At 42.6% G+C, this 24,085-nt stretch carries 21 protein-coding genes and 2 pseudogenes; 7 read left to right on the forward strand and 16 right to left on the reverse strand.

Annotation, left to right across the window (positions count from 1 at the left end; all coding sequences use genetic code 11):
• Positions 1–137 precede the first annotated feature (137 nt).
• The 4 genes from NLP_RS04875 to NLP_RS04890 form a co-directional block, all read right to left on the reverse strand.
• Entirely contained in the window at positions 138–1,148 is a 1,011-nt protein-coding gene (locus NLP_RS04875) for an RNA polymerase sigma factor, RpoD/SigA family (protein ID WP_104905400.1), read from the reverse strand.
• Between the two features lie 20 nt (positions 1,149–1,168).
• The gene (locus NLP_RS04880; protein WP_104905401.1) at positions 1,169–2,077 is read right to left on the reverse strand and encodes a hypothetical protein; all 909 of its coding nucleotides are present in this window, start codon (positions 2,075–2,077) and stop codon (positions 1,169–1,171) included.
• 45 nt (positions 2,078–2,122) lie between these two features.
• A complete protein-coding gene (locus NLP_RS04885) occupies positions 2,123–3,403 on the reverse strand; it encodes a S41 family peptidase (RefSeq protein ID WP_104905402.1) in 1,281 nt (426 codons plus the stop codon).
• 154 nt (positions 3,404–3,557) lie between these two features.
• Positions 3,558–3,941, reverse strand: coding sequence for a hypothetical protein (locus NLP_RS04890; protein ID WP_104905403.1), 384 nt, complete (start codon positions 3,939–3,941; stop codon positions 3,558–3,560).
• A 371-nt stretch (positions 3,942–4,312) separates the two neighbouring features.
• On the opposite strand from NLP_RS04890, the gene NLP_RS04895 reads away from it, so the two are divergent.
• Both NLP_RS04895 and NLP_RS04900 read left to right on the forward strand, forming a co-directional pair.
• Positions 4,313–5,545 carry a sensor histidine kinase gene (locus tag NLP_RS04895; protein WP_234017213.1) on the forward strand — a complete coding sequence of 411 codons (1,233 nt, stop codon included), beginning with the start codon at positions 4,313–4,315 and terminating at the stop codon, positions 5,543–5,545.
• A complete protein-coding gene (locus tag NLP_RS04900) occupies positions 5,523–6,170 on the forward strand; it encodes a response regulator (RefSeq protein ID WP_104905405.1) in 648 nt (215 codons plus the stop codon). The genes NLP_RS04895 and NLP_RS04900 overlap by 23 nt, the downstream gene beginning before the upstream one ends.
• Before the next feature lie 30 nt (positions 6,171–6,200).
• Here NLP_RS04900 and NLP_RS35980 read toward each other — a convergent pair whose 3' ends face one another.
• Complete coding sequence (locus tag NLP_RS35980; RefSeq protein ID WP_442946642.1) at positions 6,201–6,422, reverse strand: hypothetical protein; 222 nt, start codon at positions 6,420–6,422, stop codon at positions 6,201–6,203.
• Positions 6,423–7,029: 607 nt separating this feature from the next.
• Between NLP_RS35980 and NLP_RS04910 the strand changes: the two genes are divergently transcribed.
• The gene (locus tag NLP_RS04910; protein WP_104905407.1) at positions 7,030–9,555 is read left to right on the forward strand and encodes a sigma 54-interacting transcriptional regulator; all 2,526 of its coding nucleotides are present in this window, start codon (positions 7,030–7,032) and stop codon (positions 9,553–9,555) included.
• A gap of 141 nt (positions 9,556–9,696) precedes the next feature.
• Positions 9,697–10,035: a hypothetical protein gene (locus NLP_RS04915; RefSeq protein ID WP_104905408.1), complete on the forward strand. Its 339-nt coding sequence runs from the start codon at positions 9,697–9,699 to the stop codon at positions 10,033–10,035.
• 166 nt (positions 10,036–10,201) lie between these two features.
• On the opposite strand, the gene NLP_RS04920 is transcribed toward NLP_RS04915, so the two are convergent.
• From NLP_RS04920 to NLP_RS04930, 3 genes are all read right to left on the reverse strand, one after another.
• Positions 10,202–11,071: a DUF4351 domain-containing protein gene (locus tag NLP_RS04920; protein WP_104905409.1), complete on the reverse strand. Its 870-nt coding sequence runs from the start codon at positions 11,069–11,071 to the stop codon at positions 10,202–10,204.
• Between the two features lie 452 nt (positions 11,072–11,523).
• Positions 11,524–11,958, reverse strand: coding sequence for a hypothetical protein (locus NLP_RS04925; protein ID WP_104905410.1), 435 nt, complete (start codon positions 11,956–11,958; stop codon positions 11,524–11,526).
• Positions 11,955–12,656 carry a DUF433 domain-containing protein gene (locus NLP_RS04930; protein WP_104905411.1) on the reverse strand — a complete coding sequence of 234 codons (702 nt, stop codon included), beginning with the start codon at positions 12,654–12,656 and terminating at the stop codon, positions 11,955–11,957. Before NLP_RS04930 ends, NLP_RS04925 begins: the two co-directional genes overlap by 4 nt.
• A 125-nt stretch (positions 12,657–12,781) precedes the next feature.
• On the opposite strand from NLP_RS04930, the pseudogene NLP_RS04935 reads away from it, so the two are divergent.
• Positions 12,782–14,523: pseudogene (locus NLP_RS04935) on the forward strand (NACHT domain-containing protein); the annotation flags it as partial.
• Positions 14,524–14,907: 384 nt separating this feature from the next.
• Here the strand turns inward: NLP_RS04935 and NLP_RS04940 are convergent.
• Positions 14,908–15,435 carry a hypothetical protein gene (locus NLP_RS04940; RefSeq protein WP_234017214.1) on the reverse strand — a complete coding sequence of 176 codons (528 nt, stop codon included), beginning with the start codon at positions 15,433–15,435 and terminating at the stop codon, positions 14,908–14,910.
• A 675-nt stretch (positions 15,436–16,110) separates the two neighbouring features.
• Positions 16,111–17,946: a threonine--tRNA ligase gene (thrS, locus tag NLP_RS04950; RefSeq protein ID WP_104909780.1), complete on the reverse strand. Its 1,836-nt coding sequence runs from the start codon at positions 17,944–17,946 to the stop codon at positions 16,111–16,113.
• Positions 17,947–18,507: 561 nt separating this feature from the next.
• On the opposite strand from thrS, the gene NLP_RS04960 reads away from it, so the two are divergent.
• Positions 18,508–18,825 (forward strand): DUF2605 domain-containing protein, encoded by a 318-nt coding sequence (locus NLP_RS04960; RefSeq protein ID WP_104905414.1) that lies wholly within the window; start codon positions 18,508–18,510, stop codon positions 18,823–18,825.
• A gap of 308 nt (positions 18,826–19,133) precedes the next feature.
• Complete coding sequence (locus NLP_RS04965) at positions 19,134–19,463, forward strand: DUF2973 domain-containing protein (RefSeq protein WP_104905415.1); 330 nt, start codon at positions 19,134–19,136, stop codon at positions 19,461–19,463.
• 356 nt (positions 19,464–19,819) lie between these two features.
• On the opposite strand, the gene NLP_RS04975 is transcribed toward NLP_RS04965, so the two are convergent.
• The 6 genes and pseudogenes from NLP_RS04975 to NLP_RS05000 form a co-directional block, all read right to left on the reverse strand.
• Positions 19,820–20,065, reverse strand: coding sequence for a DUF7219 family protein (locus NLP_RS04975; RefSeq protein WP_104905416.1), 246 nt, complete (start codon positions 20,063–20,065; stop codon positions 19,820–19,822).
• A gap of 46 nt (positions 20,066–20,111) precedes the next feature.
• On the reverse strand, positions 20,112–20,387 hold the full coding sequence (locus tag NLP_RS04980; protein WP_104905417.1) for a hypothetical protein: 276 nt from the start codon (positions 20,385–20,387) through the stop codon (positions 20,112–20,114).
• A gap of 188 nt (positions 20,388–20,575) precedes the next feature.
• Positions 20,576–20,710 (reverse strand): annotated as a pseudogene (locus NLP_RS04985) (chlorophyll a/b binding light-harvesting protein); the annotation flags it as partial.
• 157 nt (positions 20,711–20,867) lie between these two features.
• Positions 20,868–21,062 carry a hypothetical protein gene (locus NLP_RS04990; protein WP_234017215.1) on the reverse strand — a complete coding sequence of 65 codons (195 nt, stop codon included), beginning with the start codon at positions 21,060–21,062 and terminating at the stop codon, positions 20,868–20,870.
• A gap of 115 nt (positions 21,063–21,177) precedes the next feature.
• Positions 21,178–22,701 carry a chlorophyll a/b binding light-harvesting protein gene (locus tag NLP_RS04995; protein ID WP_104905418.1) on the reverse strand — a complete coding sequence of 508 codons (1,524 nt, stop codon included), beginning with the start codon at positions 22,699–22,701 and terminating at the stop codon, positions 21,178–21,180.
• Between the two features lie 83 nt (positions 22,702–22,784).
• Entirely contained in the window at positions 22,785–23,843 is a 1,059-nt protein-coding gene (locus NLP_RS05000; RefSeq protein ID WP_104905419.1) for a chlorophyll a/b binding light-harvesting protein, read from the reverse strand.
• Positions 23,844–24,085 lie beyond the last annotated feature (242 nt).

Consider the following 24,085-nt stretch of genomic DNA (forward strand, 5'->3'; position numbering starts at 1 on the left):
TTGCTCAATGTCCCTTGTCAAATAATGATGATTTTGTCGATTTCAACTCAAACAAATAATATTTTTAAATCATTTTTAAGTAATCATATTCAAAATATTTTATAATCTTAATTAAATACTTGGTTTTTTACCTATGTTTACTTATTACTTCTTAGCTGCCGATATAGAAGTTGGAGAGCTTGTTTTTCTATTTGTCTGACTCGTTCACGACTAATACCCATGCGCTGACCAATCTGTTCTAGAGAAAGTTCATTTCCATCTATCAACCCAAAGTGTAAGTTTAAGATTTTTTGTTGTTGTCTAGACAAACTTGACAACAAGCCTTCAACTTCTTGATTGAGAGATTGTTCAGTGGTATAGCCATTTTCTGAATATCTATAATCTTCGATTAAGTCTTCTAACTTTACATCTCTGTCTGAGCTAACTCGAAGATCGAGAGAGATAGTTTGACGAGCCAAAGTTAAATATTCTCGAATTTGACTAGGCTGCAAAGAAAGTGCATGAGCAATTTCCGTAGTGGTAGGAACACGACCCAGTTTTTGAGATAACTCTCGCTGAACGCGCTTAATTTTATTTAACTTTTCATTGATGTGAATGGGTAATCTAATTGCGCGTGCTTGTTGGGCGTAGACGCGAAGCGGCTTGTCGTCAGACATCGCTCTGGTAATTCCTTGACGAATCCACCAGTAAACGTAGGTTGAAAATCTATATCCTAGAGCCGGATTGAATTTCTCAATCCCTCTCTCCAAACCCAAAGTACCTTCTTGAATTAAGCCCAGCAGTTCTAAGTTACGTCTTTGATATTGCTTGGCAATTGACACCACAAGCCGGAGATTAGACGCCATCATTTTTTGCTTGGCTTTTTTCCCTTGATTTAGCTTTTGAAGTATTTCTTGTTCGCTTAACTGCATCTGGTCAGCCCATTCTGACAGTGTAGGTGTCCGCTTTAATTCAACAGTCAGTTTTTCAGATTCAGCAAGTATTTTCATCATCTGCTGAACTTGTTGAGCAAAAAAAACTTCTTGCTCCTGGGTTAATAGAGGTATCCGCCCAATTTCTTGAAGATAGGTACGTACTGTATCAGTTGTAGATTGAGATGCTTTGCTTGTCTTACTAGCTTTGGTATCTGAGGATATTAAGTTACTCATAGTAAGTTAGCCTCTGCCTATTAATTAGGGGATTTTTTATTAGGGAAAAACCGCAGATAATGACTCGACGAGCCATAGAGGTTTTTATAAAGAAACCAGGTATCAAGCACTAGCTCCAAAAGAGCAATCAACACCCAAATTGCTAGAGAAACAATTACAGGTAGGCTGAGATCGGGAAACTTCCTTTGCAAATCGATAATGCCAAATAACAGCAAAAACAGGAGCGAAACTCCCAGGAGAAAGGACAACTTGATGATCGCAAGAATGAAACGGCTCATCTCTAGGATGCGATTGTAAAGCCTGGAAAATCCCTCCACGATTTCTTCGATGTTATTGATGACAAGTAAAATTTGTTGTCGGTATAGATGGGTAGCTAAGGAGCATTGTTGCTGCACTTGCGCCCATTGATATTCATTCTTGAAATTATCTAAAAGCTTATCCAAAGGTAGCACCTGGGAGCTAGTTGGCCAAATTGGTAAATCTTTTAAATGCAAGGGAACTAAATAGTTAATCAGCGCTATCAGAGTTTCCTCAAAATTACTGAGTTCGGGGGGAAGAGACTGAGTTAGACGAATGAGTTGGTCAATCTGAATCTGAAGTGTATAGTAGTCCTCATGCCGCCTTTGAGCGATCAACTGACTATTAAACGTGAGGAAAACAATTAACACCCCCAATAAAGCAGCTAGGGACTGGGATACAGCAGAAAAGAATTCAATCGCCACCTGTTTAGGCACTGTCAGCCAGGGGGCGTTTTCCCGCATAGCAAAAATCAAGGTGGCAACAAATACAACCCCTACGATCGCTAGCTGATGGTGAGTAACAGTAGCGATGACTGTCCGCACTAGGGGAGTGTTACTGAATTGAACTAGGACTTGAAGACCTGGGACTGGTTCACAAATTTGAAGTCGTTGGGCCTTGCGGGTTGACATGATTGAAAGTGGCGATAGTAGATATTGTTAAGAGTATCTCTATACTTATTGCCCACGCTGTAAACTCAGATGATTGTCCCCGGACTGAATCAATTTGCTCAGGTCAGCAACGGCGCTAGCATACTGAGGATCAGCTAATGTCCCTAAGGTTTGGTTTTGCAGTAATGCTTTCTGTTGTGCCTTGGTTAACTCAACGTTAATATCTGGTGCAATGCCGACATGATTAATATCTCGACCTTTCGGTGTGTAGTATTTGGCGATCGTTAGTTTCAGCCCGGAACCATCCTCCAGTGGCTCTACGGCTTGAACTAAACCTTTACCGAAAGTGCGAGTCCCTACTAAGGTGGCGCGATTATCATCTTGCAGCGCTCCTGACAGAATTTCGCTGGCGCTAGCAGATCCCTTATCAACCAGTATCACTAAGGGTTTGTCGGTGAGAGGATGTCCCGACGCATTGTAACTCTCTTTAACTTGGTCTCGATTTACCAAAGACACGATCGCTCCTTGCTTCAACCACATACTGGCAATTTGCAAACTTGCATCCAGTAGTCCACCTGGATCGGAACGCAGATCCAAAACGTAGCCCTGCACCTGTTGTTTTTCTAATGCTTCAATTGCGCGATGCATCTCTGCGGGGGCAGTTTGCGTAAACTCTGGTAAACGAATGTAACCAATCTTACCTGATGTTGTTGTTTGCGTGTTGTAAGTTACAGGATGGATAGCAATATTGGCGCGGGTAAGTTTGAAAGTTTGCAATTGGCTACCCCGTTGAATCGTGAGTACTACCTTGGTTCCCACCGGGCCGAGAATCCGCTTCACCGCATCATCAATTTTCATCCCCTGAGTTTTTTCACCGTTAATTTGGACAATTACATCGTCCGGCAAAATACCCGCTTTAAAAGCAGGGGTTCCTTGAATTGGGGCGACAACGGTTAAGGCTTTAGTTTTTTCATTCTGTGCCAGTTCCAGCCCTACACCACTGAGATTGCCAGAAATATCGTTATTTAGGGCTTTAAATTCTTGTGGGTCAAAAAACTCGGTGTAGCGATCGCCTAATTTCGCCACCATTTCTTGAATTGCTCCATAAGCCTGTTTCTTGGAACTATAGGAACGGCTAATATACTGCTGGCGAATTGCTTGCCAATCTTGATGGTTAAAGCTGACATCAACATAATTTTTATCTAGGATTTGCCATACTTCATCCACCAGTTGTTGAGAGCTAGGTTGTGGTTTACCTATAGCTTTGGAAGTATAGAGACTAGTTCCTACAAGGATTGCGGCTATAACAGCCAGTTCTATCTTGACGAGAAATTTTTGTTTAAACATACTTTAACTTTAGAAGAAGAATACAGAATTCAGAATTCCGAATGCAATTGATGAAGGGCTGAATACCTCCAGTCGTAAATAATTCTTTCTATTAGCGTAGCGGGGCGTAGCCCATTCTGACGACTGACTACTGAATTCTGTTTTGATAAAACTATTAGGAATTATCTTGAGATTTCCCTTTGCGGTGGGGATAGGCAGTCTTAAAAATATCCTGAATTTTAGTCTTTTGTTCAGCCGTGAGATTCAGGCTGAACACTGCTTTACGCATTTTTTCACCTTGTTGTAATTTCGTTGACAATTCCTTGACCTGATCGGGGGTAAGAACTGCCTCAACTTGCTTGCGAATTTCTTGGCGCTTTTGAGCGCGTTCTGACGTATTCGATCCCGGAGAGTTGGTCGTAGAAGTATCAGATACCTTTGTGCCAGAATCATTTCCTTGAGATACATCTGGAGATTTGGAACTGCTGCAACTTGTCAATCCTCCAATTAGGATAGTTGCAAGGAGCAAGGTTGGTAAAATTATCTGTTTTTTTATCATTTACTTCTCTGGTTTTTGTTGTGTGTAATCGGACTGTTCTGACTCAATTTTGGTGAGAAGATATTTAAAAAGTTGCTGCTTTACTCACACCAATTAATCTTAAAAGTTAGAATGAGTTTGCACATGAGCTAGAATTCCTAACCTGACTAGTAAAAAAGTACTCAATTTATTGTGACTTTTTTCCTAATTTAGAAATAATTAATTAGTTAGAACGGCTCTACCAATACTAGAGACAGATTCGTTATATAGAAAGAGAGTTTCATCTCAACAGCACCTATCTCTCAGTTTCCTATCTTCTGCACCTACTTCCCTCTAAAATAGTGAAAATACCTATGGTTTTGTTACAAAGACCATTGAGTTGGAACAGTTCTATGGTTAGCTTGACCTACCCATCTTTCCGTCTGTTGCTTTACTTAGAGTGGCTGTTATTAGCCACGGCAGTATTTATGGAAGTTCTGCTGCCGTTTCAGTTGTCCTGGTCTTTGCCGCTAGGAGTTCTGGCGATCGCCACATTCAGCTTGATGGGTTTGAGGCTACCAATGGTGAAGCTGGAAAGCAAATTAATTTATACAGCCCTGGAATTCGGTTTAATTTTGCTGCCAGCAACTCAACATACTTTATCGACTCGCTCCGTTTTCCTGCTGTGTCTGGTACTGGTGATGCGGAGTTGTCTCATATTTAAGCGATCGGGACAGTTGGCTGTCTTGATTTTATCTCTGCTTGTCTATGGAACACTGCTTTTATCAAGACCGATTGTACCTGAGAACTTTATGCCAGATAAGCTGGTTGCCATGTCCTGGGATTGGCGATTAAGTAATATATTATTGTTTAGCTTAACGTTAGTATTCGCTTTGTTGTTAATTAATGCCCTGCTTGCAGAACGCCAAAGTCGAGAGCAGTTAGAAATTGCTCATCAGCAATTAGAGATCACCAATCAACAACTGTGTCAGTATGCGCTACGGATTGAAGATCAGGCAACCTTGCAGGAACGCAACCGAATTGCCCGCGAAATTCATGATGGGTTGGGACACACTCTCGCTGCCCAAACCATTCAGATTAATAATACTCTGTTGTTTTGGCAATCAAATAATGACAAAGCATTGACATTTCTCAAACAGGCAAAAGAACTGGGGGCTGAGGCGCTGTTAGAAATTCGGCGATCGCTTTCGGTTTTGCGTTCAAATCCTTTGCAAGGGCAATCTCTCAAATCAGCTATTGAAAAGCTGTTGAGAGATTTTCAACAAACCACTGGTATTGAACCTTCCTGTAAAATTGACGTACCCCACATACCAACAGAAGTAAACACAGCCCTTTACCGGATTGTGCAAGAATCGCTGACAAATATTTGTAAACACGCCGAGGCAACGAGTGTCACCGTTAAACTTCTAGCTCACGCTGGGATGATTCATCTGTCAATCGAAGACAATGGAAAAGGGTTTAACCCGACTCAAAATACAACCGGCTTTGGACTACAAGGGATGCGAGAACGGTCGGTTGCACTGGGCGGCCAGTTGAATCTCCACAGTCAACTAGGAACAGGTTGTTGTATTTCTGTTTCTTTGCCACTATCAAAGCTAGCTTATGATTCGGATTTTATTAGTTGACGATCAGCATCTTATTCGCCAGGGACTTAAGAGTATGCTTGAGTCGAATGCCCAGATGCAGGTAATTGGTGAGGCGGAGAATGGACAACGGGCACTCGAACAGATTGCCGCACTGAAACCTGATATTGTGCTAATGGATATCCGAATGCCCGTAATGGATGGAGTTGCCACCACAAAAGCGATCGCTCAACAATATCCTGACATTAAGGTTCTCGTCCTCACCACCTTCGATGATGATGAGTATGTTTTCCAGGCGATGCGGCTGGGTGCAAAGGGCTATTTGCTCAAAGACACCGAACCAGATGAATTAATGTTGGCAATTCGATCCGTCTACAAGGGACAAACCCTACTCGGCCCGGGATTGTTTGAGAAAGCACTCACGCCGATTGCCGCACCTGTCCCGTCTATGCAAACTCCTCCAGAATTGGCGCAACTCACAGCCAGAGAATTAGATGTATTGCGGTTAATTGCTTGTGGAGCTAATAACCGGGAAATTGCCGAATCGCTGTTTCTTTCAGAAAACACTGTTAAGAATTATGTTACCAATATTCTCAGTCGCTTGAGTTTACGCGATCGCACTCAAGCCGCTTTGTTTGCCCATTCGTTGTTTAGTGGACTTAAGTAGAGTCTACTTGGGCAAGGGATATATCGTTCACTAGAAATACAAATAGCTGGGAAACGCAATCGATACAATGCGATTGTTAGTCGATGCAATGCGATTGTTGGTCGATACAATGCGATTGTTAGTCGATACAATGCGATTGTTAGTCGATACAATGCGATTGTTGGTCGATACAATGCGATTGTTAGTCGATACAATGCGATTGTCAGTCGATGCAATGCGATTGTTAGTCGATACAATGCTATTGCACGTCAAGAGACAATACGGTTCAGTTAAGGTTCAAACTCTTGGTCAAAGTCAATTTTTTAACGTAGACGCAAAGCAGTGAGGGGGTCGCAGTCTTCTCTAGAAGACGCTACGCGAAGGCGGTTCCCATCGATTGCGTTAGCGAGTCTTCTCCCTTGGCGTTAGCCTCTCCCTTTGGGAGAAGGGGAGACGCTAAGAGCGAACAAGCGTCACTCTCGAACCCGATAGCGTATTAGCGACAAAGGAGCGTCAGGGCTTGCCCCAGGCTACCACAGAGACGCAGAGGAAACAGAGAGAAAAAATTGCTTCACTGAACCGTATTGGGTCAAAACCCGGATTTCTCACCACATCTCTCAAAGCCTGCGCTTGTGCAGGGGAGCAGGGGAGCAGAGGAGAGTTATTGTACAAGTTCTTTCTTCTCTGCCCCTCAAGCTTGTGAGAAATGCGGGAAAAGACTTGTCTGTACAGGGGATTAAGGGGTGGCGTTCTTATTTGTGATTTATACAAGAAGTCCACTACACATTGTGTATTAATACACAACAACTGAATATAGATATTTTACATACTCTTTCAGGGATAATTCTTCTTATACAGCAGCCTACAGGGAGAACTTAATATGACATCTCCAGAAACGGTTATATGGCTACAAGAACGCACGAGTTTAGGAATTCTCTCACCTGAAGTATTAAATGCGATCGCTCAAGTAATTGAAGAACAAGTAGTGAGTGCCGAAACTGACTTAGTTAGTGAAGGCAATTCTCCAGAAGCCCTTTATATTCTTCACGAAGGTCAACTCGAAAGCAATACCACCAATCAAAGCAACCCAGCTTTAGCTTGTGGATTTCTCCCCGGTGCAGTGATTGAACTCAAAGAATTGCTGTTAGATGAATTAACTCCATTCACAATTACTACAGTAACCGAATGTCACTTGTGGGTTGTACCTGCTGCTAAATTTCGGGAATTAGTCACCCAATACCCCGAAATTGCTCAGGCTTTTTCGCGTCAATTGGCTCAAGAATTAGCTCAGGTAACATCTGCACTTGGCTATGAGCAAGAACGTTCTATTGCCTTGCGCCCATATTTAGTCACCAAGGCGCAACGCGGAATTGTCGGTACAAGTCGCTATGCTGTGCGGCTGCGGGAGCAAATTCGAGAAGCGGCCGCTGACCGCAAATCAGTGGATATTTTCGGAGAACCAGGGTTAGAAAAAGACAATATAGCAGCCCTGATCCACTTTGGTTCTCCCAAACGGCGAGAACCCATTATTAAAGTAAATTGTGGTATTCTCCAAACTAGCGGTGCAGATTTATTCGGTCGCGCTGGCGGCAAACCAGGATTGTTGGAATGGTTGGGGGAAGGCACTCTAGTTCTCAACAACATCCAAGAATTGCCTGAAGAATTATTACCTGCCGTGACGCAGTTGCTCAAAACTGGTACATATAGCCCCATCAATCGTTCTGGAGATTCAGCTGCCGAACCTCGTCCTAGTAAAGCCAGAATTCTCATTGTTTCAGAAAAAACTCAGCCGACAGTTGAACGTTCTGTTGGTCACATTATTAAAGTACCACCGCTACGGGTGCGGAAAGCTGATATTCAGACGCAAGTTGAATATTACACCAGTCTTTACACTCGCTCTAGAGGTGTTGCTAAACCGCACATTACCCCAGAAGCTTTGCGTCGCCTCCAGTCTTATGATTTTCCTGGCAACCTCAAGGAATTGAAAAATCTGGTAGAAAGAGCGATCATCCAAGCTGAGGGTGCGAATGAATTAACAGAAGAAATTTTCTGGCCAGCCGAAACTAAGAAAAAACGATTTCGGGTAAATCTGTTAAATGCCTCTCCTCGTTTGCGGCGGTTTTTACGTAGTCCCTGGTGGCCCGATCGCATTAATTATGGTTTTACGGCAACGGCTTTTGCAATCATCATTGCAGTGTTATTTATTGGGCCACAAACCCGCGATCGCAATTTCGTCTTAAATCTATTTTGGGCTTGGTGGTGGCCTTTCTTCTTATTTCTCTTTCCCTTTTTGGGACGTATCTGGTGTTCTGTTTGTCCCTTCATGATTTATGGAGAAATCACCCAAAAGCTCTCTTTATGGCTGTGGCCGCGAAAACTCAAACGCTGGCCGAGAGAACAAGCTGAGAAATGGGGCGGATGGTTTATGTTTGGGTTATTTACCCTAATTTTCTTATGGGAAGAACTCTGGCATTTAGAAAATACAGCTTACCTCAGCGCTTGTTTGCTGCTGTTAATTACTGCTGGGGCGATGATTTTCTCGGCTCTTTTTGAACGACGGTTTTGGTGTCGCTATCTCTGCCCCATCGGCGGGATGAATGGTTTATTTGCCAAACTCTCAATGACGGAACTCCGCGCACAGCAAGGGATATGTTCTGCCAGTTGCACCACTTATCAGTGTTATAAAGGTGGGCCACAAAAGGGCGAAGGGCTGGAAACTAATGGATGTCCCTTATACTCGCACCCAGCCCAGTTAGAAGATAACCGAGATTGCGTACTGTGCATGACTTGCGTCAAAGCCTGTCCCCATCGTTCTGTTGAGTTCAACTTGCGTCCCCCTGGTATTGAACTGTGGACAACTCATGTACCCCGCACTTATGAAGTAGCATTATTGTTCTTGCTGTTAGGTGGTATATATTTACATCGCTTGCCAGAATTGCAATCTTGGTTGGGGCTGCAACTAGATTTAACTCAGTTTTGGCAGCACTTGGGATTATCGCTGCTAGTATTAATTATTCCAGCAGCTCTAACCTTTGGGGCTTATGGCTTGATCCAAGTGTTCAATTTTAACCGGAAGCCGCGATCTTTTGTAGAACTCGCCTATGGCTACCTACCATTAGTGTTGGGGGGCAACTTGGCTCACTATCTACGTTTGGGGTTAGGCGAAGGTGGGCGGATTTTACCTGTTACCTTTGCTACTCTGGGTTTGAGTGGGGAACAATTACCAATATTGGTTGCTCATCCGGCTGTTATTGCCTTTTTGCAAGGTACAACGATAATTTTCTCAGTGTTGATGACTATGTTATTAACGCAAAAGATTGCCAAGCAACCACTGCGATCGCTCATGTCGCAACACCTAGCAGCGATCGCTTTAGGAGTTAGTCTGTGGGCAATTATCGTCTTTTGAGCTTCACATCTTCCACCAGGCGGTTTCTAATCGCCTGGGCTAGGTGCAAAATGTTAGTTAAAAACATTCTTCCCTACGAACGTGATAGAAAATACTTGTATGATTTATGATTTTTGACTCATAGTATAAGGATTACAGATAATGCACGTTCTAAAAAGATCCATCAAACCAGCAACCTATATATCGTTCCTCCACATCTACCAAACAACTTGGGGGACTGCTGGTGATATTTGTTTAATCCGTGAATCTGTAGCTAATGATAGTACAGCGAAGTTTGTCGGTCATAAAATCGAACTAGTAGTGCCAAAAGGGTTGGAGCGCGATCGCATCGCCAACTGTCCGATCATCAAAGTTGCAGGTAATGTCGGCGACGGACATCCTAAAGAACATCCCTTGGAATGGGAGGCTTATGAAGGTGTAAATGAAGAAATAGCTTTAGCGGCTCTCAAACCTTGGGGCTTCAAGTTAATTGAACTCTAATGTGGCAATCTGACAAGCTCAACTCGCTTTCGTTCTTCTAAAACTATTTTTTCCCCTAGCGCCATCAGACATTGGCTCAAATGGAAAAATTCATCTAATAGACATAGGAGTGAAATTAATTATGCGTTGCCCGAAATCCTTGGTAGGCATAATTCATAAATTGTACCTACGTTATTTTCACTCCTATGTCTAATGTACCAAACCAGGTTTCTAAATCCGCGATCGCCTGAAAATCCAACAATGCTTCACCGAGATTTTCTAATTGTTCTAAAGAGAGAGTTTCAATACGAGCTAGCACTTCTTGGGGTAATTCTCCCACCCTTCGAGTAAGCAGACGGAGAATCAGCAATTGTCCTTCTGCCTTTCGTCCTTCTTCCCGTCCACGTTGTTCGCCGCGTTGTTCGCCTTCAGCGAGAATTTCTTGATAAATTACTGACTCGCGCATCATACCCTCCCGAAATAATTGTCGAATCAAGTCTTGATTGTATTTTAACCCCGCTAAGATTTGGGTATACGCGGAAATTTCTGGTCGTTGTCTTGGCTCAAGTTGACTAACTTTGACCACAACTTGTTGCAACAAAGCTTGAGGTTGCGTGGTTGCGGTCAGTGGTGCTAATGGTAACAAAGCTGGGTCATTGAGGAATAGTTCGGGATTTTCTTCCCACATGGAAATTACACGATATTCATGATGAGTAGTTTCGACTGTAAAAGCAGTTTCAATTACTGTTCCTGGTGCAGGGGGAAGCAGTAGTACGACAACTTGCGTTATTGGTAGACGATATAAACGATACAAGCGTACCCAATAATCTAGCATCCGCAGGGGTAGGGGTGGCGTAGATTCAAGTTTGGTTTGAAATTCTAGATGGAGAATGCGTCCTTCTAATTGTAAAAATGTTACATAATCTGCGCGAATTGGTTCGATACTCAATTCGGTTTTCAGGACTTTGACGGAAGTTTGCGGTGTTCCTAATACCCAACTGGCAAAGGTAGCAGGATGTTTTTCGGACAGGAGTTTGCAGAGGTTATCAAAGGACATTAACGATCGCCAACAATTGAACGAGGTATTGTTATTATCTCGTGCAGTGGTTTGAGTAGGCGATGTCTACGATGGTCACTGACTTGTACTGAGCGCAGCCGAAGTAGCTTGTCGTTCGCGCAGCGTCTCGTAGAGAAGTGCGGGCTACGCCTACGCACCATCGCTTAAGGAAGCTCATTATTATACTCTGGGCGTATCTTTTTAAATTCCTGTAGTATTTACATTAATATTCCATTTCTAGCTAGGTTGAGTTATCAGACGGTAAAAAGATAACTGTAGCGGTTCCTGATTTACTAGTAAAAACCTAACTCCCTTCTCTCTCCTTACCAAGGAAAGGGCAGAAACAGCCTTTATTTCTAAAGAAATTACGAATTATACTAATGCATCTGCACATAATTAAAAAGCGATCGTCGCCCTTTTTCCTTAGTATCCAAAAAAGGCGATCGCGCAATCTAAGAAAACCGTTCTAATTCTTCTACTAGCGCCTGACTGTCTTTCCATAAAGCAATGCTTGCATCACGATAGATTTTCGCAATGAATGGAGCAGGATGTTTCCGAACAAATTCTTGTATCGGCACAATTGCTTTTAGAAAAATTGCGGCCATATCTGCCCCTGATAAACTTTGGGAAGCAAATATAAACATCTTGACCTGAGCGCGTGCAACGGCAATCCTTTCTAATAAGTTGTTGCTAATCTTGCCATCTTTGGTCAAAACGACCCAGCCCATTTTGCCGACCTCTGGCAACCAGTCCACATCTTGAGCGCTTTTGTCAAAGTGTTCGTCATGGATTTTGATAGTGATGCCTGAGGCGCGAAGCGTTTCTACAATGCGTCTGTTACCTAGACATCTATCTATAAAAAAAGTAATGGACTGGGGTTGAATCATGCAACAGTAGGTAGTTCACACCGGATAGCTTCTTCGATCTTGAAGCGTTCGCTGTCATAATCATAAGCGAGATCGTCAATTGAATCACCTGCTTTATACCGTTCTGCTAACACGCGGGTGGTAATTCCTGTCCCAGCAATAACAAGGCGACCAAAGGCGATTCGGGAATCAATGACGACAACACGAGGGCTATCTTCCTCGTGAGAGCGAGTAAAGGGATACAGTTTAATTGCAAGCCCAGTGTCGTCGGGTTCAATTCGCTCAAAATGAGCATTAAAAGCGTCTTTCATCTGCGTTTGCACGCTTCTCGATGCATTAATCAGAGAGCCATAGCGCTCAATGAACAGGTCAACACCATCGGTAAGAAAACTTTCACCAGCAAGCGGGTGGGATGTTTGAAACTGCTCCTCAAGGAAATCAAGAGCGGTTCGTACATTACCTAGATCAATTTTGTGATTTTTGCGAATTGCTCTTAAAACATGAACTTCGATTAGGTTAGTGAATGAGAGGAGTTTTGGCTTGAGATCGCGAATTGGGATAAGGGGTTTGAAGAAGTTAGAACCTTTTGAAATCGGGTAGTGTCGCCCAACTGTCCAAGAACGAATTGTGCCTGCTGGAATGCGTAAATAACGAGCAGCATCGCTAATGGAGTAGGCGGGAATGTCTCTAGGATCGGTTCCTCCGTAAAGCTCGGTCATTTGCGTGCCTGCCAGGGATGCTTAATTTTATTATCTTCGATATCGATACATATTAAAACAAGCAAAGTCTTAGCTTTATGAAAAATTCTTCTTCTTAGTGAAGCGATCGCACTTTGATTATTGCTTTGACATATTTACTGGCTGGTGGCAGTGATAATGTGAAAAGACTGCTTACATGGCTGGGCTTTCCTGAGACTAAAACTATTCCTGCTTCATTAAGCCACGATCACGGTGATAAAACTCTCAAAATCTTTGCCCAAGCTTGGGAACCCAGTCGAGATTTGGCACGATTACGGTCAGACTTAGCAAAGCAAATTGCTGTAGTTGCGAAAAAAGTCTCTTGGCGATCGCCAGACATTCTCATCCTAGAAACTCACTACAACAATCTCAAAAAAAAAAAAACGCTGGATACAGCGAAGCTGATTCGCTGCAATCAGTAATAGTTAACCTCAAGGGTTGGCAGTGGTTTTTCAACGCCATAACTACTATTTTGATTCATGCTGCCTTTTGGCTTGCCCTCATCTTTGCCTATCCCAAATTTCCCCAAGTCCAAGCCATCTTCTTCTGGAACCCTCGGGTAAGGCGCATCTTAGGCGTGGGCTACGTCGGCTTTCTCCTCGCTTGGATTCCCTTTTTCCGTGGCAAATTATTTGAACCCTTCAAGCCTTCCCTGTTAGCCGATGCCGGGTTAGATAATTTTAATCCCCAAACATACTTCCCAGAATCTCAGGTGAAAGTTCCCAGTGCAGAAGAACCCCAAGCAATTACCCAGGTGCTACCCAGCATCACCGGGCAAATTGTCCTAGAAGGTGATTCTGGTTTGGGTAAGTCGATGTTTCTCCGCCATCTCGTGAAAACCTCACCGCGCATTGTGGTTTATTTACCCGCCCGCAAGTGTGACAAAGGGGTAATTGAAGCAATTCAAGCCAAGCTGCACGGGCAAGCACAAGATGCTGATTTTCTCAAGAATTTAATTTACAGTGGTGCGTTAGATATCTGCATTGACGGACTCAACGAAGTCACAGCCGACACCAGGGCAAAAATTTGCCAGTTTGTCGAAAGCTACTTCCGGGGTAACATTATCATGACTACCCAGCCGCTTGAGTGGACACCACCCTCAACAGCCAAGATATATAAATTACAGTCGCTTGAGCAAGCCCAAATTCAGCAATTTTTGATTTCCCGTCAGCCACGACTGCCCAAAGATGCCAAAATTCAGGGTAATAATTACGAGCAAGCCTGCACTAGCTATCTAGCAACAGCCCTCAGCAAGCAGCAATCACCAGAGGAGTTAACTCCTAACCAAAGGGTTCTCTCTAACCCAATGGATTTAACAGTTGTGGCGTTAATGATCTCCCAAGGTGAATACCCCGATTTGTTTCACCTGCAACAACAGCAATATAATTTGATGGCAGCCGAATACTTGCAAGAGTGGAACCAGGAATTTCCCTTAAAAAAATTCTCGGATGCAGTCTATCAAATGCGACTGAACGATGAACAGGCGCTACCTGCGGATGAATTTTACCAGGTAGTACAGTCTTTAGAAGATGAGAAATATAAAATGGTCGTCAGGCGTCAGTGGCAAAACGAAGAAGGTGCAGCCAAGAGAGAATGGTATTTCCGCCACGATAAGATTATGGATTTCTTTTTGGTGCAGAACTTTCTGGGCGAGAAGGATGAAGCGAAAAATCGGCTGCTTGACCACATGGGCGACTCCCGTTTTCGCGGTGTCTACTTTTTGCTAGTAAATTTACTGCCTTTAGATGCTGCCAAAGAACTCAAGGAAAAATTAGTTCAATATGCCGCCGATACCAAAGACCATACTGTGAGTGATACCTTTGTGCAATTGTTGCGACCAAGGTCGTGAGATAAATTTGTAATTCGTAATTGAGAAAGAGACTTATATAGCAGTTCTCGTTTACGTGAGGTACACCTGTAGGGGCACGGCAGTGCCGTGCCCCTACACCTCGTGATGTAATGTTGTACCGCATCTGAATGGGAACCGCTATAGTCTGAGGGCAAATTCTTGATTTAATTAAAATCTGACTTTTCACGTCGTGTAGAAAAACTAACGCTAAACCTAATCCCTGAGCAAGCTTTGTTACTAGGGAATGGAAGCGAGGTTTTCTAGATAAGAGTGAAAAGTCAGATATTGGAATGAGTGGAAAAAGAAATTGTGTCTGTCCTACCGCCAAGTAGAATCAATGCTCAGTTCACCTAGAACCAAGCTTAATAAATGAAGGCGGAGGGATTAACCACGACCCCAGTTGCGATCGCGCTCATAGCGATGGTTATTGTCACGAATGTTGCGAAGGTTATTTTCGCGCTCATAGCGGTGGTTATTTTCGCGCTCATAACGGCGATTATTGTCACGAATGTAGCGAAGGTTATTTTCGCGTTCATAGCGGCGGTTATTTTCGCGCTCATAACGGCGATTATTGTCACGAATGTTGCGACGGTTATGATCGCGCTCATAACGACGGTTATTTTCGCGCTCATAGCGGCGATTATGATCGCGCTCATAGCGACGGTTATGATCGCGCTCATAGCGATCGTTATTGTCACGAATGTTGCGAAGGTCGTTCTGGCGGTCATAATCACCATTTCTGTGGTGACGACTCTGAAGTTCATAGTTACGATCATCGTTGTGTTGATAGCCGTAGCTATCTAACCCAGCAAGATAATCCACTGATGTATTAGCATCAGCTTTTGGAGAAATAGCCAAAGCTGATGCAGATGCTATCAAGCCGGCCAGCAAAATAGAGGCAAAGCGATTCATGATGTCAGTCAAAAATTGTTGATAGTAATTTATGCAAGTCTAGTCTGTTTAGGAAAAGCAGATTCCACAAGTCTTTGAATCAATCTTATCAATGTTGAGTAACTCGAAAAGTTTTCTTGAGTGCGGTGATTGAGAAAAGTTTTGTTGTCTCTGATACTTTCTGATCTTCCAGATACCGTGAAAATTTAAAATTAAAATGAGTATTTGAACTGGATGAATCCACTTCTGAACTCCGTCAACGAGTATTTGATACTCGTGAATGAGTATTTGAACTCCATTAATGAGTCTTGGAACTCCATTAATGAGTATTTGAACTCCATTAATGAGTATTTGAACTCCATTAATGAGTATTTGAACTCCATTAATGAGTATTTGAACTCCATTAATGAGTATTTGAACTCCATTAATGAGGCTTTGAACTCCATTAATGAGTCTTGGAACTCCATTAATGAGTCTTGAAACTCCATTAATGAGTCTTGGAACTCCATTAATGAGTATTTGATATTAAATACGCTGCGTAAGCGTACCCTTCAAGAAGCAAGCTACGCGTAGCCTCTCGTAGAGAAGCTCATCGTAGACATCGCACCTTCGCCAAAATCTACCAGCTAGCCAATAATCTGATCTACTAAACAAAACGCACACCAATTGTGATTAGTGTGCGTCTGCGGTTAGATTTTAAAAGTTCTCGAACTTAGCGATCGCATCCTTCATCTTATCCACCACCTCATCGACAGGGATAACTCCCAATTCCCCAGAGGCGCGGGTACGGATACTTAAGGTGTTGGTTTCCACTTCCTTAGCTCCCACCACTGCCATCACAGGTATTTTTTCTTTCTCTGCATTGCGAATCTGTTTACCTAAGCGATCGCCACTGGTATCAACTTCTGCACGGATGCCTAACGCTCTCATATTCGCCACCACATCTTTCGCAAAGTCTAGCTGTGTATCACCCACTGGCAGTAATCTAGCTTGCACTGGTGCTAACCACAAAGGAAAATCACCCGCATATTCTTCAATTAAGATCCCAATCAACCGTTCCAGTGAACCAAAAGGCGCACGGTGAATCATCACTGGACGTTTGCGAACACCATCTTCGGCGACGTATTCTAACTCAAAGCGTTCTGGCAAATTGTAATCAACCTGCACAGTTCCTAATTGCCACTCCCGATCTAGGGCATCACTAAAGATAAAGTCAAGTTTTGGCCCATAAAAAGCCGCTTCTCCAATCCCTTCAAAGTGTTCCATCCCCAAGGTTTCAACTGCACGGCGAATCGCACCTTCGGCTTTATCCCAAACTTCATCTGAACCGATGTACTTATCACTAGCAGGATCGCGGAAACTGAGTCTAGCTTTAAAGTTCTTCAGTTGCAGCTTATTGAACACCGACAAAATCAAATCCACTACACTGAGGAATTCGCTATCTAGCTGTTCTGGGGTGACGAACAGGTGAGAATCATCCACAGTAAAACCGCGCACCCGTGTTAAACCGCCCAATTCCCCTGATTGTTCGTAGCGGTAAACAGTACCAAATTCCGCCAGTCGCATCGGTAATTCCCGATAAGAGCGTAACTCACTCTTATATATTTGGATATGGAAAGGGCAGTTCATCGGCTTCATAACGAAGCCCTGTTCCTGTGCAGCTGATTCCTGATCATCTGCCATTAAGGGGAACATATCTTCTTTATATTTCTGCCAATGTCCAGAGGTTTTAAACAAATCTACTCTGGCAATGTGAGGTGTTACTACAGATAAATAACCCCGTTTTACCTGTTCTTGCTTGAGGAAGTCTTCTAAAGTACTCCGTAACAGAGTGCCTTTGGGTGTCCACAAAGGTAAACCCGGCCCTACTAGATCGGAAAATATAAATAATCCCAGTTCTTTACCTAATTTCCGGTGATCTCGCCGCAACGCTTCTTCTTTACGTCGCTTATATTCAGCGAGTTGTTCTGGACTTTCCCAAGCGGTGGCATAGATGCGTTGTAATTGGGCTTTGGTTTCATCCCCACGCCAATAAGCGCCAGCAACGCTTTCTAGTTCAACTGCTTTCGGGTTTAATTCACTAGTATTTTCCAGATGAGGCCCCGCACACAAATCCCACCATTCATTCCCCAGATGGTAAATCGTGATTGGTTCCTCTTTGATATCTCCCAGGATTTCTAGCTTGTAAGGTTCATTAATTCCTTGAATCCGGCGTTCGGCTTCTTCGCGGCTGACTTCTTCCCGAATTACTGGCAACTTGCGATTGATAATCTTCGCCATCTCTTTCTTGATGGCTTTGAGATCATTTTCGCTAAATGGTTCTGGATTGTCGAAGTCGTAGTAAAAACCGTTTTCAATCCAAGGGCCGATTGTAACTTGTGCCTTGGGAAACAGCTTTTGTACTGCCATTGCCATAATATGGGAAGCAGTGTGGCGAATCTTTTTTAAGTTCTCCGATTCGCTGGTACGCGGTAAATAAATTTTTTCAACTTGTTCTGAGTGTTCGGACTGAGTCGATGATTTTAGCGACATTGGCTGCTGAACCGTTGGCGAAGTGATTACAAAAGGTGATTTATCTAAATCTGTAGGCTTATTCAACTATAACGACTTTGGTTTTTGCCAGTTAAGCTTTATCAACAAAGAATTCAGAAGTCAGAATGAATTGGAATTCGACTGGCGTAATAAATAAAGGGGTTTAAGACTCCGCTAAATATATTTTCTTTAATGGTGTTTCTAGGTGGCGGGTTTGAATTCCCCACTATTTTGATTCTGAGTCCTGAATTCTTCTTCAATCCAAAGATAAAAATAAATTTTTGCTTTTTTACCTGAATGTCAAATTCAGGATTGGCTGCGTAGGCGTAGCCCGTCGTAGACATCGCTAAATTATCTTATGAATTGCAACTCGATGTCATATATACCTATAGATGCCTGTCCAAAGGCACTGTACAAACCAGATATCAAGACTATATAATAAATTTTGTACTCTTTGTTACAAATTTTTACATCGGGGAATTATGAGATAAATTAGAAAAGTGTTAAGAAACGTAAATAACGTTAATATTAGTAAGCAAGTTTGAAATATACCTCTTATTTATGCCAGACTCAAATTTACCAGGGACAGAGTTGCTGAAAACGGTTTTAGATCCGCTGCTGGAAGATTTTCAGCATTGGTTTACGCGATCGCGCCATTTACTCGAAACTGAGGAACTATCATTTATGAGTCACCAAGAGCAATCTGACTTGCTCTTGCGGGTTAAGCAAGCGCAAGATGAACTAAATACGGCGAAGATGCTATTTAATGCAACTGATAAACAAGTCGGAATTGATATGGCAACGTTAATGCCTTGGCATGAATTAGTAACAGAATGCTGGAATGTCGCAATGCGCTTTCGTCAAGGACGTGAAGTCTAAGGGCTAAATTTCGGCAGACTACTTAGCGATGTCTCTTAACTTACCAAGAAAGCGTCTAGGCAAGATGGTAAATCAATCGTTAAAAAGATAGTATAAAATTCTTAACAATTTCTTAAGATTAACTAGATTAGCAAAAGAATGTATCCTATGCTACCGTAAGTGGAATAACGGTTGACAAATAGTTCCATATAAATGTAAGCGCATTGAAAAGTGCGTAAAATAGTCATCTTAACTGTGAGTCACGGTATCGGCGAAACAAAGCGTTACAAAATAAAGTTTTAAAAATTGCTGTTCTGGAGGAATATCCAATGTTACATCTGCTTTACATTCTTGCTTTTACAATCCTTGCATTTATAGCTGTTGGCAACTTAATTCGTAATCTGATTATGTTCAGTTTCGATCGGGAGCGAACTTACCCGACAAATTCCTCGCCAATGAATAACCAAGGCAACTATGGTTATTATTCATCAAAAAAACAGTTTGTACCCCATCCAGAATTATTAGATAGTGCTGGAAACTTAATAAAAGAGCCACTTTTGGTAATGCGTTCGATTAACGTTGAAGATGCGCGTCAACATCTCGATGCACTTTACGAAGCATCCCCAGGACATAAGAGAGAAAATTCAGAAGAAGCATAACAAAATTAGGAGTAGAGACGCGATTAATCGCGTCTGTAAGGAGTTTGGGTGTAAATTATTGTTGTTTTTACATCCTTAACCCTTTTATTAGCAGAAATTTATTCCCATATCAATTCAGTGAATGTAGCTTTTTTGCATTTTGTTAAAAATACTCAATAGGTGGACAACCGAACTCATCGTTGCAAGGACTGCGATCGCAGGCAGATACAATTTTCATTCTTGAAGATGTGATTGAGGATTTGAAACGAGTAGCACTGTTGTTAGGATTTTCTGGTTATCAGCTATTAGTCAGTGCTTGTATCGAAACAAAGACTCAGAGACGATCTTGAGCGACTTAAGGGTAATACTGTTTCTATTTAACGAATTTTCAATTCTTTTTTGGCACTTTTCAACTGTCTCCAGAGGATGTGAATTTGTTTGTAAGCCTCTTCTGGGGAAAGTTTACCACTAGTTTGGAGGCTGCAAATGTAGTTTACCCGTTGAGAAAAATCTTGAAGATTAGCGTTAAATACTAGATACTCTGGTTTAAATTGTCCATAATATGGACTACGAGGATATAGAAAATCGCATAGTTCGGATAGCAAATCAGATTGTCGATTCATAAGTATTTAGAGTATTACGGATTAGAAATTATCTAATTGGAAAATTTTAACAAAGCTTTTGCCGACCCTTTTGACAAGCATTACAGAAAGAAGTTTGAGGTTTAAAGTCAAGACAGCCGAACGCTTCCTCAGAACAAGCTTTAATTGGATGTACAGTACACTTAAGGCGATAGTCGTTAGTGAAATATTCACAAGCATGACAAGGAATTTCATGTAGCTTTTTTAAATGATTTATCCCTTGTTTTAAGGTAAACCAAATACTCAAAATAAAGAAAATCAAAGTAGCCCAAGCAAATGAAGCACAAAAAATTGTAGCCAGCATAAGTTATCCTCCTAAAGATTAGAAAAAAGTGCCCGCAGTCAACTGCTTTTAACCGCAGGCATGAAATATTATTTAGCTGGTGTTGAGTGAAACTAAATTAACTGAGTCAGTAGGTAGACATAAATCAAGGTGTCATTGCCTAAGCAATCTAATTATTAACTTGACGCAATGAGCGCCAATACACCAAGGAAGAACTTAGTCCAGAAAGTCATCAGGACTGCTTGTGCTACATGAGCGCTGATAAATAAGCCAGCGAGGTTGGCAAAGCGGGCGTTACCAACCCACCAATCAAATTTGACATTAGGATTGCCGTATGTATGCATTTCTCACTAGGTGGGTTTATTGATATAAATACTGATTCAATCAGGACTTAATTTCAGCCGTTGAATGTTGCATCAGCAGATAAAGTCGTCTTTTACAGGTAGATATAGCTTAGACTTTTAGACTTGAATAAACTGAATCTGAGTGATGTGGAGATTGTCAGAAATCGAGAATCTGTTTTGCTACCAGAGTCGGTTGAAAGAAGTGAAAAAAATGCTGTCCTTGTTGATATTCCCAACAGCGATCGCCTTCCATTAAATAAGGTCGCCATCCTTGCAGAACCTCACGTTCTGCGATGATATCGTCAGTGCTACCACAAACGATTAAAGGTAAAGGTACAGGATAGCTCGGCACGTGTAGCCGTTTAAATAAGGAGTGAGGCGACGAGCAATCTAAGCCTTGCTCTAATTTATAGTAAAGACGTAGAATGCTACGTCTTTACTATCATGGGTACTAAATCACTACACGATTAAATCGAGTTGATTGCGATCGCACCGAATAAAGCAACACTAGTCAATAGCAGATAAGCGAAGATTGCTCCACCAATTCCACCAATCAAAAAGCCCTCAGTAAATTGACTCCATTCGGCGACAGTATTGATGCTCTGTGGCACTTTGGCAACTGTTGCAACCGAAACCGATCGTGAATAGATTTCTTGCTGTCTTTCGTAGCTGGTAGTGCCATAAAGCGAAAAACCAATTGTCAGGATGACAATAAAACTGCCTGTGGCTAGTAAACCAACCAAGCTGCCCACATTAGAATTGCGTAATAAACCTAATGAACCTAATGTCGCAAAGGGGCCAACTAACCAGTAACCATGAGCCATGCCAATTTCTAATCCCCGCCACAGAGCAGATATACCAGGGCGGTAAATTGGCAAGTATTTGAGAAACTTCAGCGTCAGATCGGAAGAATTGACTACGGTTACTTGATTACTCGTTTGGCGCTCTACACGTGGAGGCTGAACCATATCACCATTTTTAAAATCAAATCCGGCTGCGATCGCACGAGCGCGAAGAGCGTGCCAAATGTGACCTAACAGAAATATGAGCGCTAGGACAAAATGGAAAGTTACCAACCAACCACGAGCAGAAACTATACCAACAGAAGTTTCTATAGCTTTAACTGGGCCATAAAAAACTTCGGGATAGACGGTGTTATTGACTGATGCAAAGTATGCTGCTAAAAAGCCCATGTATGCTACAGCACCAATGCTGTAAGATAAATACGCTTCCCCTGAGTAAATTAAAACTCGGCGTGCCCAAGCAAATGGCTTAGTCAAGATGTGGAAAATACCACCGCCAATTAACATCAAACCAACCCAGATGTGACCGCCAACAACATCTTCCAAGTTATCAACAGCAGCTAATCCGTCTGGTCCCCAAGCCCCAAATAGATAGCCAAAGATGCGGAATGGGTTGAGCGTCGGATGATTGATTACCCTTACGTCTCCACCGCCAGCAGCCCAAGGATCAAACAGTCCACCCCAAAACATCGCCTTAGCAACTAAAGCCAAAGCACCCAAACCTAAAAGCGTTAGATGAATGCCCAAGATGGTAGTCATCTTGTCCTTATCTTTCCAGTCGTAACCAAAAAAGCCAGCCCAAGTGGGATTATCTTGTAACACCTCTGGCCCCAGCAGAGAGTGGTAAATACCACCAGCTGCCAGAATCACTGAAGGTATCAGATGCAAGACACTGATTACGAAGTAAGGATAGGTGCTAATAACTTGCCCACCAGCACCGACACCCAAACCTAGAGTCGCTAGATGAGGCAGTATGATTAACCCTTGCTCATACATTGGCTCATTAGGATTGAAGCGCGACAATTCAAACAGCGTCATCCCTCCAGCCCATAACAAAATCAATGCAGAATGGGCAACATGAGCGCCTAGTAATTTTCCTGATAAATTAGTGAGACGAAAGTTACCAGCCCACCAACCAACATCAGGTATCTGTTGCTTATATGGGCTATCTTCAATTACTGCTGTCATTTCTAGTACTCCTTGAGAATCTTTAGCAATATTGTTGAGCTTATGCTTCCAGACAATTGCAAATCTATTGCATTAAATTGAATTTAGCTAATTGGTTGCGGAATTACCGCCTCCTGACTCACCCTACCTTTGCGAAAATCGAACCCACGCGCCCGCAAGGCGTGCCAGATATGACCTTGGAGAAAGAAGAAAGCTAACCAAAAATGGGCATTAGCTAACCAAGTCCGAGCAGTTACAAGGTCAGGGTCAGGTGATGAAAAGTACGGCACGATATTCTGTCTAACTACAAGCGCCGGCCCATAAAAAACTTCAGGATAAACAGTGGTGTTTACCGATACAAACAGAGTTGCAATAAAGCCCATCAGTGCCAAAGCGCCCAGACTGTAAGAAAGGTAAGCTTCTCCAGACCAAACAAATAGTGGATGCGTCCAACTAAAGGGCTTAGTAGCTATGTGGAAAAGTCCACCAATAATCAACATTGCACCAACCCAAATATGTCCACCAACCACGTCTTCTAGGTTGTCAACGCCAGCAATCCAGAATTTTCTAATTGCGCCAAACAGATAACCAAAAATGACGGCTGGGTTTAATGTCGGATTTGTAATTACCCGCACATTTTCAACATTTGGGTCGTACAAACCCCCAAAGTACATTGCTTTGGCGACTAGCAAGAATGCACCACAACCCAGTAAAACCAGATGTATACCAAGGATTGTGGTCATTTTACCCGTGTCTGACCAGTCGTAGCCAAAGAAAGGAACTCTACCTTCCAATTTTTCTGGGCCACGCAGGGAATGAAAGATTCCTCCGAAACCCAAAAAGGCTGAGGAAATTAGATGTAAAGCTCCGATTACGAAATAGGGATAAGTATCCAAAACTACACCCTCTGCACCTACACCCCAACCTTGTGTAGCTAGGTGAGGTAACAAAATTAAGCCTTGCGTGTACATCGGTTCTGCTGGATTAAAGTGGGCTAGCTCAAATAAAGTCATAGCTCCTGCCCAGAAAACGATCAGACCAGAATGAGCGACGTGAGCGCCTAGTAATTTCCCTGATAAGCTGGTGAGTCTGGCGTTACCTGCCCACCAAGGCGAGTCAGTAAGGTCTTGCTCCACCGACAGCGGACTTGTAGAAGTTGTCATTTTACATCTATCCTTTATTAAGAATTTTATTCAATAGTCCTTAAAAAAGAGTCTACACTAAAATCTAAATTAATGAAAGAGAGTCTCATTAAGAATTTTGAATGCAAATGAAAAATTACTTACATCTCAATAGGTTTGGTGTTGGTGATATTTGACTCTGGAAGATTCCCCTAACCCTATCAGTCACAATAAGCATGATGGGGAATTTGTCAAGAAGTAATAGTGCTTAAACTACCTATCGA

The organism is Nostoc sp. 'Lobaria pulmonaria (5183) cyanobiont' (assembly GCF_002949795.1).
Lineage (GTDB): Bacteria > Cyanobacteriota > Cyanobacteriia > Cyanobacteriales > Nostocaceae > Nostoc.